This window comes from Chryseobacterium sp. 1B4, from assembly GCF_036631475.1.
In the GTDB taxonomy this organism is placed as follows: Bacteria; Bacteroidota; Bacteroidia; order Flavobacteriales; family Weeksellaceae; genus Chryseobacterium.
Genome location: NZ_JAPNUF010000011.1, coordinates 586998 through 604624, shown reverse-complemented (window position 1 = coordinate 604624; position 17627 = coordinate 586998). Strand labels below are relative to the sequence as shown.

Annotated in this window: 15 protein-coding genes, 1 pseudogene and 2 riboswitches; of the genes and pseudogenes, 1 reads left to right on the top strand and 15 read right to left on the bottom strand. The window is 39.9% G+C overall.

Annotated features, from left to right (window positions below):
- Positions 1-4: 4 nt before the first annotated feature.
- Together OWR28_RS25155 and OWR28_RS25150 are read right to left on the bottom strand one after the other, a co-directional pair.
- Positions 5-2218: a TonB-dependent receptor domain-containing protein gene (locus OWR28_RS25155; protein WP_332388973.1), complete on the bottom strand. Its 2214-nt coding sequence runs from the start codon at positions 2216-2218 to the stop codon at positions 5-7.
- A complete protein-coding gene (locus OWR28_RS25150; RefSeq protein WP_332388972.1) occupies positions 2163-2747 on the bottom strand; it encodes a TonB-dependent receptor plug domain-containing protein in 585 nt (194 codons plus the stop codon). Before OWR28_RS25150 ends, OWR28_RS25155 begins: the two co-directional genes overlap by 56 nt.
- Positions 2748-3041: 294 nt before the next feature.
- A riboswitch (SAM-I-IV-variant riboswitch) is annotated at positions 3042-3139 on the bottom strand.
- 119 nt (positions 3140-3258) lie between these two features.
- On the opposite strand from OWR28_RS25150, the gene OWR28_RS25145 reads away from it, so the two are divergent.
- Complete coding sequence (locus OWR28_RS25145; protein WP_332388971.1) at positions 3259-5466, top strand: outer membrane beta-barrel family protein; 2208 nt, start codon at positions 3259-3261, stop codon at positions 5464-5466.
- 233 nt (positions 5467-5699) lie between these two features.
- Here OWR28_RS25145 and OWR28_RS25140 read toward each other — a convergent pair.
- From OWR28_RS25140 to OWR28_RS25080, 13 genes and pseudogenes are all read right to left on the bottom strand, one after another.
- A pseudogene (locus tag OWR28_RS25140) lies at positions 5700-6409 on the bottom strand (HesA/MoeB/ThiF family protein).
- A gap of 144 nt (positions 6410-6553) precedes the next feature.
- Positions 6554-7672 carry a 2-iminoacetate synthase ThiH gene (gene thiH / locus OWR28_RS25135; protein ID WP_332388970.1) on the bottom strand — a complete coding sequence of 373 codons (1119 nt, stop codon included), beginning with the start codon at positions 7670-7672 and terminating at the stop codon, positions 6554-6556.
- Positions 7673-7681: 9 nt separating this feature from the next.
- Entirely contained in the window at positions 7682-8458 is a 777-nt protein-coding gene (locus OWR28_RS25130; protein ID WP_332388969.1) for a thiazole synthase, read from the bottom strand.
- Positions 8459-8462: 4 nt separating this feature from the next.
- The gene (locus tag OWR28_RS25125; RefSeq protein ID WP_332388968.1) at positions 8463-9068 is read right to left on the bottom strand and encodes a thiamine phosphate synthase; all 606 of its coding nucleotides are present in this window, start codon (positions 9066-9068) and stop codon (positions 8463-8465) included.
- Positions 9004-9810, bottom strand: coding sequence for a hydroxymethylpyrimidine/phosphomethylpyrimidine kinase (locus OWR28_RS25120; protein ID WP_332388967.1), 807 nt, complete (start codon positions 9808-9810; stop codon positions 9004-9006). The genes OWR28_RS25125 and OWR28_RS25120 overlap by 65 nt, the downstream gene beginning before the upstream one ends.
- Entirely contained in the window at positions 9786-10373 is a 588-nt protein-coding gene (locus OWR28_RS25115; protein ID WP_332388966.1) for a thiamine phosphate synthase, read from the bottom strand. The genes OWR28_RS25120 and OWR28_RS25115 overlap by 25 nt, the downstream gene beginning before the upstream one ends.
- Positions 10370-12181 carry a phosphomethylpyrimidine synthase ThiC gene (gene thiC / locus OWR28_RS25110; protein ID WP_332388965.1) on the bottom strand — a complete coding sequence of 604 codons (1812 nt, stop codon included), beginning with the start codon at positions 12179-12181 and terminating at the stop codon, positions 10370-10372. The genes OWR28_RS25115 and thiC overlap by 4 nt, the downstream gene beginning before the upstream one ends.
- 24 nt (positions 12182-12205) lie before the next feature.
- Positions 12206-12412, bottom strand: a complete 207-nt coding sequence (gene thiS, locus OWR28_RS25105) for a sulfur carrier protein ThiS (RefSeq protein ID WP_332388964.1) — start codon at positions 12410-12412, stop codon at positions 12206-12208.
- 57 nt (positions 12413-12469) lie between these two features.
- A riboswitch (TPP riboswitch) is annotated at positions 12470-12566 on the bottom strand.
- A 109-nt stretch (positions 12567-12675) separates the two neighbouring features.
- Positions 12676-14730, bottom strand: coding sequence for an Ig-like domain-containing protein (locus OWR28_RS25100; RefSeq protein ID WP_332388963.1), 2055 nt, complete (start codon positions 14728-14730; stop codon positions 12676-12678).
- Between the two features lie 277 nt (positions 14731-15007).
- The gene (locus tag OWR28_RS25095; protein WP_332388962.1) at positions 15008-15685 is read right to left on the bottom strand and encodes an RluA family pseudouridine synthase; all 678 of its coding nucleotides are present in this window, start codon (positions 15683-15685) and stop codon (positions 15008-15010) included.
- A gap of 12 nt (positions 15686-15697) precedes the next feature.
- Positions 15698-16012 (bottom strand): hypothetical protein, encoded by a 315-nt coding sequence (locus tag OWR28_RS25090; protein WP_332388961.1) that lies wholly within the window; start codon positions 16010-16012, stop codon positions 15698-15700.
- A 3-nt stretch (positions 16013-16015) separates the two neighbouring features.
- On the bottom strand, positions 16016-16831 hold the full coding sequence (gene panB, locus OWR28_RS25085; RefSeq protein ID WP_332388960.1) for a 3-methyl-2-oxobutanoate hydroxymethyltransferase: 816 nt from the start codon (positions 16829-16831) through the stop codon (positions 16016-16018).
- A gap of 62 nt (positions 16832-16893) precedes the next feature.
- Positions 16894-17607, bottom strand: coding sequence for a Crp/Fnr family transcriptional regulator (locus OWR28_RS25080; RefSeq protein WP_332388959.1), 714 nt, complete (start codon positions 17605-17607; stop codon positions 16894-16896).
- Positions 17608-17627: the final 20 nt, after the last annotated feature.

Sequence of the window (17627 nt, the reverse complement as noted above, 5' to 3'; positions counted from 1 at the left end):
TATATCAGAAATTGAATTCAATTCTTGCAAATAAGAACCTCCCGCCTATACCATACTGGGAAACCTGTCTGGAATACACAAACTGGTTATCTGCTGTTAATGAACTTATGGCAGGGCTTTTAGAAGGTAATATATTTAAGATATTATTGCTTCCTACTGTTGCTGAAATATTTTTATTAAAGCTATAACCTACAGATAAATCTGTTACCAAACGGCTGTTAAGGACGAAATGCTCGGTACTTCCCGTTATTCCGTCAAAGTTGGCATCTACCACATCTGCATCGGTCACTTTACCAAAGAAAGAATTACGCAGTACGAAAGTAAAGCCGGAAACTCTTACTGTGTTACCCAATGTGGCTTTTACACGGGGTACAGCTTCTTCAAAATAGATTCTGTTGGGTTCCGAGAAATAATTATTAATCTGGCTTACCAGTTTAGGAGACGCATGGATGTCCCCGATTCTTTTGGTTTGATTAAAGTTGATTCCCAGGTTATTCTCCAAACTAACCGCTGATGAGATTTTTGAGTTCTGGGAAATGGTAATATCCAGACCTTTCGTCTGAGAATCCACTGCATTGGCAAAGAAATTGGCAGCGCTTGCCCTTGCCAGATCAAAAGCATCCTGTAGAACGGCCTGATCTGAACCAGGAGAGAAACTACCATCAGGGCGGTAGAAAAGATCGGTCAGTACTACCCTGTCTTTAATCCTGATTAAATAAGCATCTGCTGTGAAAGTCAGGTTTAAGGCCGGAACCTTCCATGTAATTCCTGTGCTGTAGGATTGTGAGGTTTCCTGTTTTAATTTTGGAATCCCTAATGCCTGTGCAGCCTCAGAATTATTTCTGAAAGTACCCACCTGGGTTGTTTTTCCCTGCTGAATCAACGTAGAAGTAGAGCTGTAATAAATTTGTGCCAGTGAAGGCGCTCTGAACCCCGTAGAAACAGCACCTCTCCAATTGAGATTGGAAGCCAGCTTTACATTGGTTGCCACCTTATAATTGAATGTAGATCCGAAGTCTGAATAATTTTCATACCGTACAGCTCCTTCCAACAGCCATCGGTCTGTAATTTCCAGTTCTGTATCAAAATAAGCCGCAATACTGTTTCTGTTCCCGGAAACTGCATTTTCAGGACTGAATCCCGGAAAAACCTGAGCTCCGGCAGGTCTTACATGTCCAAAAAAATCGGTTACTTTTTCATTTTCAGGGGTTTTCGCTGTCACTACCCGGCCATAGATATCATAAGAAGCATAAGAGTTTTCTTTTCCGGCATTTACTTTATAATTCTCGTGTCGGTATTCACCTCCAAAGGCAATGTTCAATCCTTTCAGGACATCATATTTTTTAGAGAAATCCAGGTTGACTGTGTTTTGTGAAAATTCAGAACCTCCGGCATCAAAAGTCCTTGGAGAACCGTCTGTAAGCGAAGCATTAAAAGTATTGACAACGCCAAAGCCAAAAACGTTTTTCCCAAATGTATTACTGAAATCGATATTCCAGCCATCCCATTTTCCTTTGATTCCGGCAGCAAGGGAATAATCGTTCACAGTGGCTTCAATCTGCGGAAGATACCCGTTGGGTGTAACAGCATTGATGTTTCTTTCATTGTTCGGAAGCCTGTAAAATCCTCCGGCATTCCCAAGACGATAGCTGTAACCTCCAAATGAATAAACTTTCCATTCTTCATTAACAGGAATTTCAGAGTTGAAAAAAAGCTGCCCTGACTGCAGTTTGGATTGCCCGGCTCTCAGGCTGAAATCCTTTCTCTCCAGCCCTCTGTAATTAAGTTCCTGAGAGGTAAAATCTTTGCCCAGTATATTCTGAAGATCAGAAATACTGTTTGCCCCTGAGATCTGAGTTTGAAAATCATTCCCAAAATAATCTACCTTAGTCGCATATTGCTTAATGGTATTGATAATCTGCTGAGTATTGGAAGTATTGGTAATATTTTTATATAACCCATCAATATTAACGCCATCCTGTAATGCTCTGTAATTAATTGCGTTATAGGCATTGAAGATATCACCTTCCCGCACTCCGGCTCTGGAATAAGGATCACGGTATTGGGCAGAACCTGTCACATTAAAAAATCCGGTTTTCCCTATTTTAGCTCCGTAATTAAGATCTACGGAAATAGTCTGCCCATCTGCTCCGCCGGAGAAATTATTGGTAACGGGAGAAGCATATCCTCCTAAAAATACCTGCCCTGAAAGTCCCAATCTTTTTCAGCCCAAGGTTTATTACTCCTGCAATTGCATCAGAACCATACTGGGCAGCAGCTCCGTCCCTTAAAACCTCTATTTTTTCCAATGCAAAGGCAGGAATAGCATTAAGGTCGGTTCCCACAGAACCTCTTCCCGGCGTAAGGGTAACATTTATCAGTGAAGACTGGTATCTTCTTTTTCCGTTTACCAGAACCAAAACCTGATCCGGACCAAGTCCTCTCAGGAGCGCAGGATCTACAAAATCGGTTCCGTCATTAACGGTGTGAGAGGTGGATGAGAATGAGGGTACAATATAATTTAAGGCCTGACTGATACTGTTAGACGGGCTTTGTTTTAAAATTTTTGAGATATTAATGATATCTACCGGAACGGGGGTCTCCGTCAATGATCTTCCGGAACCCCGTGATCCAAGGATGACCACATCATCTATTTTCTTAGATTGTAAGGTATCCGTCTGTGCATAGTAAAATGTGGAGATAAGTGCGACAGAAGGAACAAAGAATCTTTTTTTGAAATTATGCATGTTTGTTGTGTACTTTTTGTTGATAAAATTGTTTTTTAAGCAATACAAATCCTGTAACCCTAAATTGTAAGGTTACCACAGAATCCGAAATGTTTGTATTATTTTTTAGAAAAAGAAAAGGCTAGAAACAACAACACATGCGCATGTAGAAATGGCATGAGAACATATCAGAATAATGAAGGTTCACTTCATGATCTGAAGAATAAAAAATTACTGATGTTGGGTGATTTCCCTTGTCTTTAAACATTTGATTTTAACTTTAAAACAAAAATTCAAGATGGGAGTAATGATAGAATGATAAACATTTTTTCCGGAAGATCCGGCTTATCGATTGCAGCACCTTGCTTGTTTTTGCAGGTTGCTATCCCATCTAGAGATTCTTGATAATTACCTGGCAAAGATATAATTATTTCGGAAATAAAAAAATATTTAGTCTAAATTTTCGGTTTTCAAACATTTACCGTAACAAATGATCTTTTTCTGCGTCTAACCGGATAACAGTAAAACCATTATGAAAAAAACAATTTTCGCTTTATCCTTACTAGGCTCTGTTTTTGTTTTTTCGCAGGAAAAAAATAATAAACCTCAGGAAAAGCAAATTGAAGGCGTAGTCATTACCAAAACTAAAAAGGCCGTTGAACAAAAAGCAGACCGAACTATTTTCGATTTTTCTGAGCAGCCTCAGCTGAATAACGGAAACGTTCTGGAAGGAATAAAAAAACTTCCGGGGCTTGTATCTACCGATATCGCAGGAATGATGTATCAGGGGAAAATGCTGGAAGTGTACCTTAACGGAAGACCTCTGAACATTACCTCAAATGAATTGAATTCTTTTCTGGAAGGTATGCCCGCCAACTCTGTAGAAAGAATTGAAGTGATCACCCAGCCAGGTGCCGAATTTCCAGCTACTTCCGGAGGTGCGATCATGAATATCATCACCAATAAAAATGCAAATAAATATTTAACGGCTACTTATTCAGGGAATTATTCTTTCACGAATTATGACCAATACAGAAGCAGAACTACGAATTCCGTTAATTTAAATGCAAGAAATAAATATTTCGGATGGCAGCTTAATGTTGGGCAGAATTACCGTGAAAGTATGCTGAACGGCCAGCAGGATGAGCTTTTAAACAGCCATACCGACAGATACGGGCGCGGATATTTTGCAAAATCCGGGTTAACTTTTGATCTGGGGCAGGACAGATTATTATTAAACTACGATATTTATCACAACAATAACGACAACTACACTTTAAGCAACGGCCACGGAGATTTGCCTTTCAGGAGAAATCCGGAGGATTTAAAAGAGGCTTTTTATACTTCTTCAGATGTTGCCCATACCAATACCCTGAGACAGGAGGCCGTTGTAACCTATCAGAAGCGTTTTGCTGACAAATCTCAAAAACTGGACTTCCAGTTTGGCTATACAAGATCAGACAGCAAGTTTTCCCAGGATAATTACTTCCAGGATGGGACATTTGTAGCTTATCCCACGGAGCCTCTTGATAGCCCTACCAATGGATTAAAAGATATTCTGAATAATAAATCTGTGATGAATATTGCCAACTTTAAGGTAGATTACGCCCAGCCTATCAAGCTTCTTGATGGTGGAAAGGTAAGCTTTGGAGGATTGTATGAAAAGCAGGATTATGACACGGAAAGCTTTGGCTTAACCAACCTTGAATACCAGAGACAGACAGCTTCTACCTATCTGGAATTCCAGGCTAAGCTGAAAAAGTTTGATTTCACATTGGGCTCCCGTGCTGAAAACTATGATATTTCCGGGATAACAAGATATATTGATAAGAATAAAAAACTGGTTGAAGCCGATCTGATTCCTTTCAATAAATTTAAGTTTTTCCCGAACGCGAGCGTACAGTATAACATGATGAACCAGGTGTATATTGCTGCGAATTACAACAGGAAAATCAGTCTGCCAAGCATTTCTGCCCTGAATCCGAATAACGTAACGTTCTCCGGACCAAGTACGGAGGTAAACGGTAATCCGAACCTTCAGCCTACTATTTTTGATAATTATGAAATAAAAGTATCTGCTTTCGATTATGCATTTATTGGGTATAGCGTAAGCTCGGCAAGCAATCAGGTGGCACAGATCATCCGAAAAGACGGAAGAAAACTCTTCAATGAGCAGGTGAATATTTCAAATATGAGAATTCATAACTTTAATGTAGGGTTACCGGTTCCTTTTATGATTTTCAGTAAGCCGATGAGTGAGATTATGAAATTTAATTTTAATCCGGATAAAATTAACTTCATGTACCTGTATGCCGGTTATCAGAAACATGAAATTGACAATCTGAACAATAAAGGGTTCTGGATCTTCAATATCATGACACAGATTATTTTGCCGAAAGATATTAAACTGACAGCCAACTACAGCTATCTGACCCCAAAGGCGGGATATTTCTACTTCACGGCAGAGAAACCATTCAACAACTCGTTTGATCTTACGCTGACGAAGAAGTTTATGAATAACCGTCTGACACTTTCTGTTTTTGCGAATGATATTTTCAACGGACAGGTAATGCAGGTGCGTTCTAATCCGCCGTCAGGAAATCCGGTGATGATCAGCAGCAAATATGATACGAGAAACTTCGGACTTTCCATCAATTATAAAATTCCGACGAGAAATAAACTGGCGAAAGAGGATCCGAATATCTTAAATCAAACCAAAAAGAAGATACCGGAGGTGTAATGCAGCAGGCACAATAATTCTTTTACAATAGAAATAAAACAGGTGGTAATCATTTTTACCGCCTGTTTTTTTATAGGGTTTTGGCTAAAGCCAGTGGAAGAATATTAAAAAGTAAACGGGCTAAAGCCCGTTCCTATCGATATATAACTTTGTATAATTGCTTTACTCTGTTTCTATTGCCCGTAAAAAAGTGTTATTTGTGAAAACATCAGTGATATTAGTGTTTCTTTGAATCAAAAACCTACCGTCTGAAATCTCCAGTTCAGCGTATCTACCAATGTCAGCTGATTAACACATACCGGAAGATCTGTGATAATTTTCAAGGTCTGAAGAGCCATCATGCTGCCTATTATCCCAGGAAGAGCGCCCAAAACGCCAAGGCTGTCACAATCCGGTACATCATCATCGAAAGGCGGTTCCGGGAAAATATCTCTGAGATCTTTACTTCCGTTATGATTAAATACAGCTACCTGTCCGGAAAATCCCAGAATACTTCCGTAGACCAAAGTTTTTTTCAATTTTACGCAGGTATCATTTACCAGATATCTTGTTGAAAAATTGTCTGAGCCGTCAATAATAACATCGTACTGCGAAATAATATCCTCAGCATTCCCATCATTGATTTTCTCTTCAATTCCTTTGAATGTAACCTGATGATTGAGTTCTTTTACATAGACTTCTGCACTCCTCACTTTGGATAATCCTACTCTGTTTTCGGTATGGATAACCTGCCGGTTCAGATTATGAAGTTCAACCTCATCAAAATCTGCAACTCCTAAATTTCCTATTCCTGCGGCAGTCAGATATTGTATAACCGGACTTCCCAGACCCCTCCTCCAATAACAAGGACTTTGGCAGCCATTATTTTCTTTTGTCCTTCCAGTCCTATTTCTTCAATAAATATCTGCCGGCTGTACCGTGAAAAACGATCTTCTTTTTTCATACTTTATAATAGTTGAACCATTAAGATTCTTTAAATTTTAAGAAGAGTTAAGCTGAGCTTTGATTTAAAGGATGCTATCTTAAAAATCTCCAGTTTTTCTTAATTAAACTTCACTTCTTCAAAGTCCTTACTGGTTTAAAAGTTTTAATATCCACTGTACACAGAATCCCAGTCTTTCATCACAGGATCGTAGCCTGCTTTTCTGATCATGGTTTTGATCTCTTCCATACTCCGTTCATCACTGGTTTCAAACTGTTCCAGAGATTCTTTATCTACGGCATAGCCTCCCGGATTGGTCTTTGAGCCTGCACTCATCGCAGTTGCTCCCAGAGACACAATATTATTTCTGAACACTTCATTTTCTCTGGTAGATATGGAAATTTCAAGGTCTTCATTCCAGATTCTGTAGGCACAAATCAACTGAAGAAGATCTCTGTCTTCCATGATAAAATTGGGTTCAATGATGCCTTCAGCAGGTCTGAGCCTTGGAAAGGAAACCGAAAATTTGCTTTTCCAGTATTGTTTCTGAAGATAATCAATGTGCAAAGCATTGAAAAAACTGTCCACCCTCCAATCTTCCAGTCCAAGCAGGACTCCCAGTCCTATCTTATGAATTCCTGCTCTCCCGATCCGATCCGGTGTTTCCAGACGAAAATGGAAGTTTGATTTTTTACCTTTCGGATGGTATTCCCTGTAGACATCCTGATGATAGGTTTCCTGATAGACTAATACGGAATATACTCCTTCTTCATGAAGCAGTTTATATTCATCTTCCATGAGCGGCTGAACTTCGATGGAAATATTGGAAAAATGAGGTTTTAGCTTACGGACAGCATTTTGAAAATAAGGTACACCTACTATTTTATTGGCTTCACCGCTTACCAGCAGTACATGATTCACACCCATTGATTTCAGGACTGATGCTTCAATCATCAGCTCCGTATCGGAAAGTGTTTTTCTTTTCAGATGATTGTCAAGGCTGAAACCGCAATAGGTACAGATATTCTGGCATTCATTACTGAGATACAGCGGTGCATAGAGCTGAATGGTTTTACCAAACCGTTTCTGGGTAAGTGCCCGTGTCATCACTGCCATCACCTCCAGTTCCTGAGAAGCTGCTGGTGAAAGGAAATTAAGAAAATCCTCAATTGTTTTGTTTTTCTTCTGAAGACTGTATCTTACATCAGCCAGACTTACCTTTTCAAGCTTAGATTTTATTTCATCCCATCGGTAGTTTTCAAAAACCTCTTTAAAGCTTTTCATAATCCTGATTTATTCAAACAAAAACGAAGTAAGCGGACTTGAAGCTTCGGCATGACTGGAAATGGCTCCCAAACCTGATTCAAAAGCCCTTCTCCCGGCAATAACTCCTTCTTTAAAAGCGACAGCCATATTCAATGGATTTCTCGCAACAGCGATTGCAGTATTCACCAAAACGGCATCAGCCCCCATTTCCATGGCTTTTGCAGCATCTGATGGTGCCCCGATTCCCGCATCCACCACCACAGGGACATTGCTCTGACTGATGATTATTTCCAGAAAATCCTGTGTTTTTAATCCTTTATTCGTTCCAATAGGTGCCCCCAAAGGCATTACTACAGCTGTTCCGGCGTCTTCAAGCCGTTTGCACAAAACAGGATCAGCATGAATGTAAGGCATGACCACGAATCCTAATTTAGCGAGTTCTTCAGTAGCATATAAAGTTTCAATGGGATCCGGCAGTAAATATTTCGGATCCGGGTGGATTTCCAGCTTTACCCAGTTGGTTTCCAGCGCTTCTCTGGCTAGTTGCGCTGCCAATACAGCTTCTTTAGCAGTTCTGGCTCCGGATGTATTTGGAAGAAGATGAACATGGGTTTCCTTCAGGGAATCAAGCAGATCATCTTCATGGGATTGCGCATCGATTCTCTTTAACGCCATTGTTACCATATCGGTTTCTGATGCGATAACAGATTGGACCATATCTCTCATGCTTCCGAACTTTCCTGTTCCCAAAAACAGCCTTGATTCAAAAGTTCTTCCTGCTATTTCTAATTTCTGATGGTTCATATCATTACTTTTTTAGTTCATTAATTATCGCAGGCTGCTTTGTAATGAGGCCTGAAACGGCAACACCGTAAATTCCAATTTCCTGCAAGGGTAGGATATCTTCAAAAGCAACACTTCCGATTGCAAATATTTTAGGAACAGCAAAGGATTGTTCTCTTACTCCATCTACGATTTTCTGATATCCTTCAAACCCAAGAACAGGGCTTAGTTTTTCTTTGGTCGTGGTAAATCTCAATGGTCCCAAACCAATGTAATCACAAGCTTCACTGATTCTCCGGATGACATCAGAAAGAGTATTGGCTGTTCCTCCAATAATTTTATTTTCACCTAAAATCAGCCTTGCATCTTCAACAGCAGTGTCATTTAATCCTACATGCACACCATCTGCATCAATTTCTTTAGCCAGATGTACATGATCATTGATGATACAAACCGACTGATATTCTAAGCAAAGTTGTTTTGAAATTTCACAAAGACTGATTAATTCATTTTCAGGAGCATTTTTCCATCTCACCTGCACCCATTTGATTCCGTTATCCAGAGCTTTACGGATATGAAGTTCCTGTTCCTGCCTGGTATTTCCCTGTGATATGTATTGTAATTTTTCCATATTTTCTATGAATGTGTTCCCAGTAAAGAGGGATTGCTTTTAAAAATTTTCCGATATATAATTTCCCGTTCCGGCAGGCCGTTTCCATATTTTCCCCTTTCGCAAGTTCTGCTGTAATGACTGACGATAATACACAGCCCGAGCCATGTTTAGGAAAATATATTGTATTGTTTCCGGCTGGAACTAATAGAATTTCTGTTTCCTTTTCAACTAAAATATCTGTTCCTAAATGATCTTCCCTATGCCCTCCTTTGATTAATAATGAACATTGATGTGTATCCGGCAAAAGATTATTTTCCTTTAAAACACTGTATTCATTATAATTGGGAGTTATTAAACTGAGCTTATTAATGATATTTTTTAATTGAGGAAGTGTCTCAAGATCAAAAAAAGTGAATTCGGAGGTACTTTTCAGGACAGGATCCCAAACGATTTTAACTTCAGAATTATTCTTTTGAACCGTTTCTACAATTTTGCTTAAAAAATCTGCATCTTTCACAATTCCGATTTTCACTGCTGATACGGGATAGTTTTCCATCAGGACCTGTATGGTTCCAGTCACTTCCTCCACAGGACGCCATTCAAGGCTCATACATTGGGAAGCTGTTTGCAGTGTTAATGCGGTACATACCCCCAAGCCCATCACTTTGGATTGCTCAAAGGTTTTAATGTCTGATAATAAGCCCGCTCCACCACTGGGATCAAAGCCCGCAATGCTTATGACATAAGGACGTTCCTGCATTTTTTGAATACTTTTAAAGGTTCTTCACTTTCCCAAACTGCTCCTAACAGAGCTGCTCCGTCTGCACCCGATCCGAAAACTTCATGAATATTATCCTGATCAATTCCTCCAAGGGCAATTAATTTCACATCCGGATTGTTCCGAGATTGTATTTCTTCTTTAATAGTAGAATCTGCTCCATACCCTTTTTTGGATATACTTGGAAAGAACGGGCTTATAAAAGCATATTCCCATTCTTTATCCAAAGTATTGTATGTTCTGATATCATGTACTGAAGTTGAAATAATATTTTCCGGCAAAAAGGGTTTGCATTTTCCTTGCTCACGGTCAGTCTCCCTGAAATGAAATCTTGAAATATGATATTCTTTCCCAAGGTCATAATGTCTATGAAGCACCAGCTGCGAACGAAAAGATTCGTCAATTTGGGTGATGAATTCAATCATTTCATTACGGCTGATCCACGGTTTGCGGATATGGAGCAGATCAAGACCTTCATAAAACATCTGATTAATACTATCAGGTTCGTTCGGAACAATCAATTCAGGAGTGATAACCAGGATCATATATAGATTTCTTTTCCTTTTTCGATAAATTCCTGTGACTTATCCAGCATTCCTTTTTCTGCAGATTCCCGAATTTCCTGAGTGATTTTCATGGAGCAGAACTTCGGTCCGCACATAGAACAGAAATGGGCAATTTTTGCGCCCTCTGCAGGAAGGGTTTCATCGTGATACGCTCTTGCCGTTTCAGGATCTAACGAAAGGTTAAACTGATCTTCCCATCTGAATTCAAATCTCGCTTTACTTAAGGCATTGTCTCTGTATTGCGCGCCAGGATGTCCTTTTGCCAGATCTGCCGCATGGGCTGCCAGTTTATAGGTGATTACCCCAACTTTCACATCTTCTTTATTCGGAAGTCCTAAATGTTCCTTAGGTGTTACATAGCAAAGCATGGCACAACCAAACCAACCGATCATGGCTGCTCCGATTCCGGAAGTGATATGATCATAACCCGGTGCAATATCCGTGGTTAAAGGGCCTAAGGTATAAAACGGAGCTTCATGGCATTCCTTCAGCTGTTTATCCATATTTTCTTTGATCATATGCATCGGAACGTGTCCCGGACCTTCAATCATTACCTGTACATTATGCTTCCAGGCAATTTTGGTCAGTTCACCTAAAGTTTCCAGTTCTGCAAACTGAGCTGCATCATTGGCATCTGCAATAGATCCCGGACGAAGCCCATCTCCCAAAGAGAAAGCCACGTCATATTTCTTCATGATTTCGCAAATCTCTTCAAAATGGGTATAGAGAAAGCTTTCTTTATGATGGAACAGACACCATTTTGCCATAATTGATCCACCTCGGGAAACAATTCCGGTTACTCTGTTCGCTGTTAAATGGATATATCTCAGTAAGACTCCTGCGTGGATGGTAAAATAGGAAACTCCCTGTTCTGCTTGTTCAATCAGGGTATCTCTGAAGATTTCCCATGTCAGGTCTTCAGGAACACCTTTTACTTTTTCCAGTGCCTGATAGATTGGAACGGTACCAATCGGAACCGGACTGTTCCTGATGATCCATTCTCTGGTTTCGTGAATATTTTTCCCTGTAGAAAGATCCATAATGGTATCTGCTCCCCATCGGCAGGCCCATACCGCTTTTTCCACTTCTTCTTCAATACTGGATGAAACAGCACTGTTTCCAATATTGGCATTGATTTTCACCAGGAAATTTCTCCCGATGATCATCGGTTCACTCTCCGGATGGTTGATATTATTGGGAATAATCGCTCTTCCGGCAGCAATTTCGTCTCTTACAAACTCCGGAGTGATCTTACCTTTCGGAGTATTCGCTCCAAAGCTGTGTCCGGCATGCTGAAAAGCCATTTCTTTCGATACGGAATCAAGCTGCTCTATTTTTTGGTTTTCCCTGATGGCCACATATTCCATTTCCGGGGTGATGATACCCTGTTTTGCATAATAAAGCTGGGTAAGTTCTTTTCCTTCTTTGGCAACTTTAGGTTTATGATCGTAGGAAAACCTCAGTTCATCAAGGCGGGGATCTGCCAAACGTGCTTTTCCGTATTCAGACGTAATTCCGTCCAGGATATTCACATCATTCCTGTCCAGAATCCATTGTTCTCTGATTCTCGGAAGTCCTTTCTGAATATCAATAACGGCATTTTCATCGGTGTAAGGTCCTGAAGTATCATAAATCGTGACCGGGGCATTATGTTCAAAGCCACCATTGGTCAATTTGGTTGGGCTAAGCTGTATTTCACGCATGGCTACATTGATAGGATGTAGTTTTCCTTCAACATAGATTTTCTTTGAGTTCGGAAATGGCGAACATGTAATGGAGTGAGCCATAAGTATTGGTTTTTAATATGAAAATTAACCGCCCTGAGTGGCAGTAATGATTAAAATTGAATCGTTATTGTTGAGGATGGTTTCCGCCCAGACGGACAGCGGAATAATGCGATTATTGAGGGCTACTGCAATGCCTTTCTTTTTTCCGGGCAGCTCCATAGCCAGTAATGCTTCCAGATTTTCAGGAAGTACATCGAATGTTTTTCGGGTGTGGTTGATTATAAGTTCCATTCCTAAATAATTTAAATCACTTCAGGAATGGCCATTATTGTACAATAGAATGTACAGCAAAAGTCATCTACTTTTCCCTACGCTGGTATGATCCAGATCAGGTTCAAAGGGTAAAGTCTCAGTCTGTTGATAACAGACACCCCTAAAGTCTGGGACGAAGTTAGTTATTTTTTCAGAATGGGCAAAATCTGATTTTTTTGAGCATAAAAAAGGCCGGAGACTATTACATCTCCGGCCCTTACTGATTGAATTACAATAAATTATTATTTTTTAATCACTTTTTTATGTTCCAGAGAACCATCTTTCATCTCCAGAACCAGCATATACATTCCCTGCGAAAGATCGCTAAATCTCAGTACAGAGTCCGGGTTATCAATCGTTCTGATCAGTTTTCCGGTAACATGTGTTACTTTTATTGATTTTACAAGTTCCGGTCTGCTGATGTTAATATAATCAGAGAAAGGATTCGGATGTACTTTTATTGTTTCTTTCGTTTGAGCTTCTGAAGTACTTAAACAGTTTACCGTAGCTGTTACCATTGTCCTGTCTGATTCACAAATTCCACTTACTTTCCAATTGTACAGGTAATAATAATAATTCGAACTGGGATTTGAACCGAATCTCGCCGCTTTTATACTGCATACTCCCGATAATATATACGGATAAGAAAAACCTGATAAAATTTCTCTGCGCAAGTTGGATATTCCTGATGCTCCATCTACAACAAGCCTATAATCACTTCCGGCTGCCGGCACATTAAAGTCAAGTGCAACCGTATTCAGTACACCCGCTGTAGTTACATTCACATTCATTGTTTTAGTAGCCAGAATAGTACCGCCTGAGTTTTTCAGATTAATGGTAACGGTTCCTGTTGTACCGTTTCCCATAGGATATATATCAACTTCTTTTATTACCATTGGAGAGTAAGCATCAAATACCAACCCATAATCAGCAAATCCAGAATTCCCGCCGGTAGAAGTTGGAGAGTCTTTACCTACATATGAATCAGCTCCTATAGTTGCCGCTGAAACCCAATAATTGGTGGTTGAAGCAAGCGGAGGCGTAATATATGACGTCCCTGTACCTACATTATTTCCATTCGTACCGGCATCATACCATAGAAGCACAGACCCACTACCCGTTGTTGCTGATAATGTTGCACTCTGCCCGGGACATACCATAGCTCCGGAAGATGTAATGACTGAAGGAGGCTGACATTGCGTTCCAATTTGTAAAGGCTGAAGAGACCATATACTTGTATTGCCTGAACCACAGTTCGATCTTATCCAAATATTATAAACGGTGGAAGGAGTTAAAGAATTCAAAGTAGCTGACAAACCTGATACCGGAGGTACACTTGGTGGTGTAGAAGCGGTAGGAGCTGTGTTGCTTGTACTATAATAAATATCATATGCTCCGGGAACAGAAGGTGAAGCACTCCATGATAACGCAGCAGTATTAGCAGTTGTTGCTCCGGCTGATATTCCTGCCGGAGCGTAGCAAGATGGTGGCGTCCAGGTATAAGTAAATCCGGGAGGCGGCATTCCGGGAACCGAATTTACTGTATTGAAGGCCTGGGTACTGCTACTAGCCATTCCCGACGTAGAGTTCACGAATTCTGATGTGGCGGCATTCAGCCGGGTATTAAAATCGGCAGCGGTATTCCCTCTCAAACCAATCTGAGCAGTTCCGGAAACACCGGTTGTTCCGGCTAGATACGTTCCGTTATTATAAACCATCCGGATCACATTAGAAGTTTCCTTTAAGCGGATCTGAAAGGAAAAGGCATACACAGCGGTTGTGGAAGTACTGCTGTTTGGTCTGAAATTTTTCCATTGAATGACCACTTCCCGGTTAGGAGCTGCGCCTGTAGTTTCCCAACTGATATCTCCGGTTACACCATTAATATCAAAAATACTGCTCAGGTCTCTTCCAAACACAGAGATCGCCCCTTCATAAGCCGTTATTCCGGATATGGGTGCCGTATATATTGTAGAAGGGGCTGTAGCTCCGAATGTAACGAAACCGTTAGTTGATACATTTAATGAATTATATGATACTCCATTAAATACAAAACCAAAAGGCAATGTCAAAGGATAAACATTACTGTTAAGATTAGTAGATGTGGTATTTCCTGTAGCAGCCTCCAGTACGGTTCCTGTAATTGGAGTATAAGTTCCTGTGGTCTGCCCAAAGCTATAAGCGCTTACCTGGGCCATAACGGCAGAAGATGCTGTAAGCAATGCAAGCGCTAGCGTTCTTTTCAGATGCTTTTTATTCTTTTCGTAATTAAAGAATACTTTATAAAATTGTTTCATATAAAAATAGATTAGATGTTGGCTAATTTACAATTGTTTTAACAATAATTAAATAAAACTCAATTTTTATTACAAAACAAATAATACAATCATTAAAATGTAATGAATTTAATATAATAACAAGGAAATAAAAGAGAAATTAGAAAAATATTAATACAAACCACTTATCAATGTGATTTTTTATTCTTCACAGGCTCGAAATCATAAGACAAAGAAAAAGACTACCTCAAAAAAGATAGTCTTTCATTTTAACCGGAAATATTTTTAATAAAATAGTTTATTCTTCACAAGCTCTCCAGATCGCATCATTCTGTGGAACAGGCGCTGTAATTTCAATTTTTTCTTTGGTCACCGGATGAATAAACTCCAGCTTTCTCGCATGAAGATTGATTCCTCCATCCGCATTGGAGCGTGGAGCACCATATTTAAGGTCTCCTTTGATCGGAATTCCGGTTTTTGATAACTGGGCACGGATCTGATGATGTCTTCCTGTTTCAAGATCAATTTCAAGAAGCAGGTAATTATCCAAAGTTTTGATCACATTATAGGTGAGAATAGCTTCTTTTGCCCCTTCGGTTGCCTTCGGAAAAACGATGGCTTTGTTATTTTTTTCGTTTTTCTTCAGATAATGAACCAGTCTCTGGCTCTGCGGGATCATTTCTTTACCAACAACTGCCCAATATGTTTTTTTCACCTCACGGTTTTTTACCATCTGTGTAAGACGGGAAAGCGCTTTGGAAGTTTTGGCATAGATCACCAGCCCGGAAGTAGGCCTGTCTATACGATGCACCAGGCCGAGAAAAACATTTCCCGGCTTAGCATCTCTTATTTTTATAAAGTTTTTGATGGATTCCAATAGTGATTCATCACCGGTCTTATCACCCTGAACAAGCTGCCCAACCTTTTTATTAATCACCAGAAGATGATTGTCCTCATATATAATCTGCTCCTTCATACCTTTTTAAGTCTATCTTCTTCTATTGGATAGCGACAGGATAATTCCTGCAAGAAGCCCAACCGTTTTAATGACTGAAAGTTTTGAGTCTTCCGGAATGAATGCTCCGAATACACAGATAGCTGCAGCAGCGTACATTGCATAGACAAAGTTCTTATTGGTAAGTAACGGAGCCTGAATAAAGAAACTCACTCCTATCAGAATATAAAAAACTTTTCTTGAAAGCAAATGATTAATTTCCGGAGAGAATAGATTAAACCATCCCACAGCAAGACAAATCAATGCTGCGATAGATAATATTCCCTGGACAGATTGTTGATTTTGCATGGATTAATAGCTTTCGTTTTCGTTTGGAAACTCTACACTTTTCACATCTTTTACATACTGGGAAACCGCTCCTGTAATTTCTGTGTAAAGGTCAAGGTATCTCCTTAAGAATTTCGGACTGAAACCTTTGTTCATTCCTACCATATCGTGGTATACCAAAACCTGTCCGTCGCAATGTGATCCTGCCCCGATTCCGATGGTTGGAATAGAAATACTCTCTGTCACTTTCTTTGCCAGATCTGCAGGAATTTTTTCCAACACAATCGAGAAACAGCCCAGCTCTTCCAGAAGCTGCGCATCAGCAATCAGCTTTTCAGCTTCTGCCTCCTCTTTAGCTCTTACTTTATACGTCCCGAATTTATAGATCGACTGTGGTGTTAATCCCAAATGCCCCATTACCGGAATTCCGGCATTGATGATTTTCTTAATTGATTTCGAAATTTCTTTCCCTCCTTCGATTTTAACAGCATGTGCACCGCCTTCCTTCATCATTCTTACCGCAGACTCCAATGCTTTTTCAGGATTACTCTGGTACGTTCCGAAAGGTAAATCTGCTACCACTAAAGCCCTGTCGGTTCCTCTTACCACACTTTGGGCATGATAGATCATCTGATCCAGCGTAATCGGCAGTGTAGTTTCAAAACCAGCCATTACATTCGCTGCAGAGTCTCCAATCAAAATAGCATCTACTCCGCCGGCATCTACCATCTTTGCGGTAGTGAAATCATAGGCAGTAAGCATTGTTATTTTTTCCTTGTCGAATTTCATTTTACGCAAGGTTTCAGTCGTAACTTTTTTAATTTCAGAATGAACAGACATAATTTATCTATTTTTAAAAGTTAAAAAGTCGGCCCTGAGCCGACTTAAGTTTTGTATGATTTTTATAAAACTACGTGACCGAGTTTCATGAGTTTATCGTGATTTAGGATCTTGATATTTCTTCCGTCCACTTCAATCAGGCTGTCCTGTTTGAATTCCGAGATGAGACGGATGGCACTTTCTGTAGCAGTACCGATAATGTTCGCAATTTCTTCTCTCGTCAATGAGATCTTGATGAATCCCTCAGGATCTACTCCCAGTTTCTGTTCCAGAAGCAAAAGAATTTCTGCCAGTCTTTCTCTTACTGTTTTCTGAGCAAGGAAAGTAATGGTATTGGATGATTCTCCCAACTCGTAAGAAATTTTCTGGAGCATAACAAAAGAAAGCTGTGGATCTACTTCCAGAAGATACATAAAAATATCGGCAGGTAAAAAGACACATTCAATATCTGTCATGGCTTCTGCTTTAGCCTGAAAGTTTTCCCCGCAAAGCAAAGAACGATAGCCGATGATATCTCCTTCTTTGATAAATCTTAAAATCTGATCTTTCCCGAATGCTCCAGATTTTGAAAGTTTGGCAGCACCTTTTTCCAGGACATACACTCCTTTTGGAGTCTCCCCATCCTCGAAAATGGTTTCATGTTTCTGAAAACTCAGTTTCTTTTTGCCATTGATATATTTTTCAAAATCTGCGCTAGAAAGTCTTTCCTTAAATGATTTATCATTAAAAACTCTGGCGAACCTCTCTTCAATTGCTATCTGTTGTTCCTGCGGCATTTTATATGATATTTATCACA

What these genes read in the sequence shown, in the direction of transcription:
- OWR28_RS25150 (WP_332388972.1), bottom strand. Translation starts at nt 2,747, where the DNA reads ATGCATAATTTCAAAAAAAGATTCTTTGTTCCTTCTGTCGCACTTATC.
- OWR28_RS25145 (WP_332388971.1), top strand. Translation starts at nt 3,259, where the DNA reads ATGAAAAAAACAATTTTCGCTTTATCCTTACTAGGCTCTGTTTTTGTT.
- thiH (WP_332388970.1), bottom strand. Translation starts at nt 7,672, where the DNA reads ATGAAAAGCTTTAAAGAGGTTTTTGAAAACTACCGATGGGATGAAATA.
- OWR28_RS25130 (WP_332388969.1), bottom strand. Translation starts at nt 8,458, where the DNA reads ATGAACCATCAGAAATTAGAAATAGCAGGAAGAACTTTTGAATCAAGG.
- OWR28_RS25125 (WP_332388968.1), bottom strand. Translation starts at nt 9,068, where the DNA reads ATGGAAAAATTACAATACATATCACAGGGAAATACCAGGCAGGAACAG.
- OWR28_RS25120 (WP_332388967.1), bottom strand. Translation starts at nt 9,810, where the DNA reads ATGCAGGAACGTCCTTATGTCATAAGCATTGCGGGCTTTGATCCCAGT.
- OWR28_RS25115 (WP_332388966.1), bottom strand. Translation starts at nt 10,373, where the DNA reads ATGATCCTGGTTATCACTCCTGAATTGATTGTTCCGAACGAACCTGAT.
- thiC (WP_332388965.1), bottom strand. Translation starts at nt 12,181, where the DNA reads ATGGCTCACTCCATTACATGTTCGCCATTTCCGAACTCAAAGAAAATC.
- thiS (WP_332388964.1), bottom strand. Translation starts at nt 12,412, where the DNA reads ATGGAACTTATAATCAACCACACCCGAAAAACATTCGATGTACTTCCT.
- OWR28_RS25100 (WP_332388963.1), bottom strand. Translation starts at nt 14,730, where the DNA reads ATGAAACAATTTTATAAAGTATTCTTTAATTACGAAAAGAATAAAAAG.
- OWR28_RS25095 (WP_332388962.1), bottom strand. Translation starts at nt 15,685, where the DNA reads ATGAAGGAGCAGATTATATATGAGGACAATCATCTTCTGGTGATTAAT.
- OWR28_RS25090 (WP_332388961.1), bottom strand. Translation starts at nt 16,012, where the DNA reads ATGCAAAATCAACAATCTGTCCAGGGAATATTATCTATCGCAGCATTG.
- panB (WP_332388960.1), bottom strand. Translation starts at nt 16,831, where the DNA reads ATGTCTGTTCATTCTGAAATTAAAAAAGTTACGACTGAAACCTTGCGT.
- OWR28_RS25080 (WP_332388959.1), bottom strand. Translation starts at nt 17,607, where the DNA reads ATGCCGCAGGAACAACAGATAGCAATTGAAGAGAGGTTCGCCAGAGTT.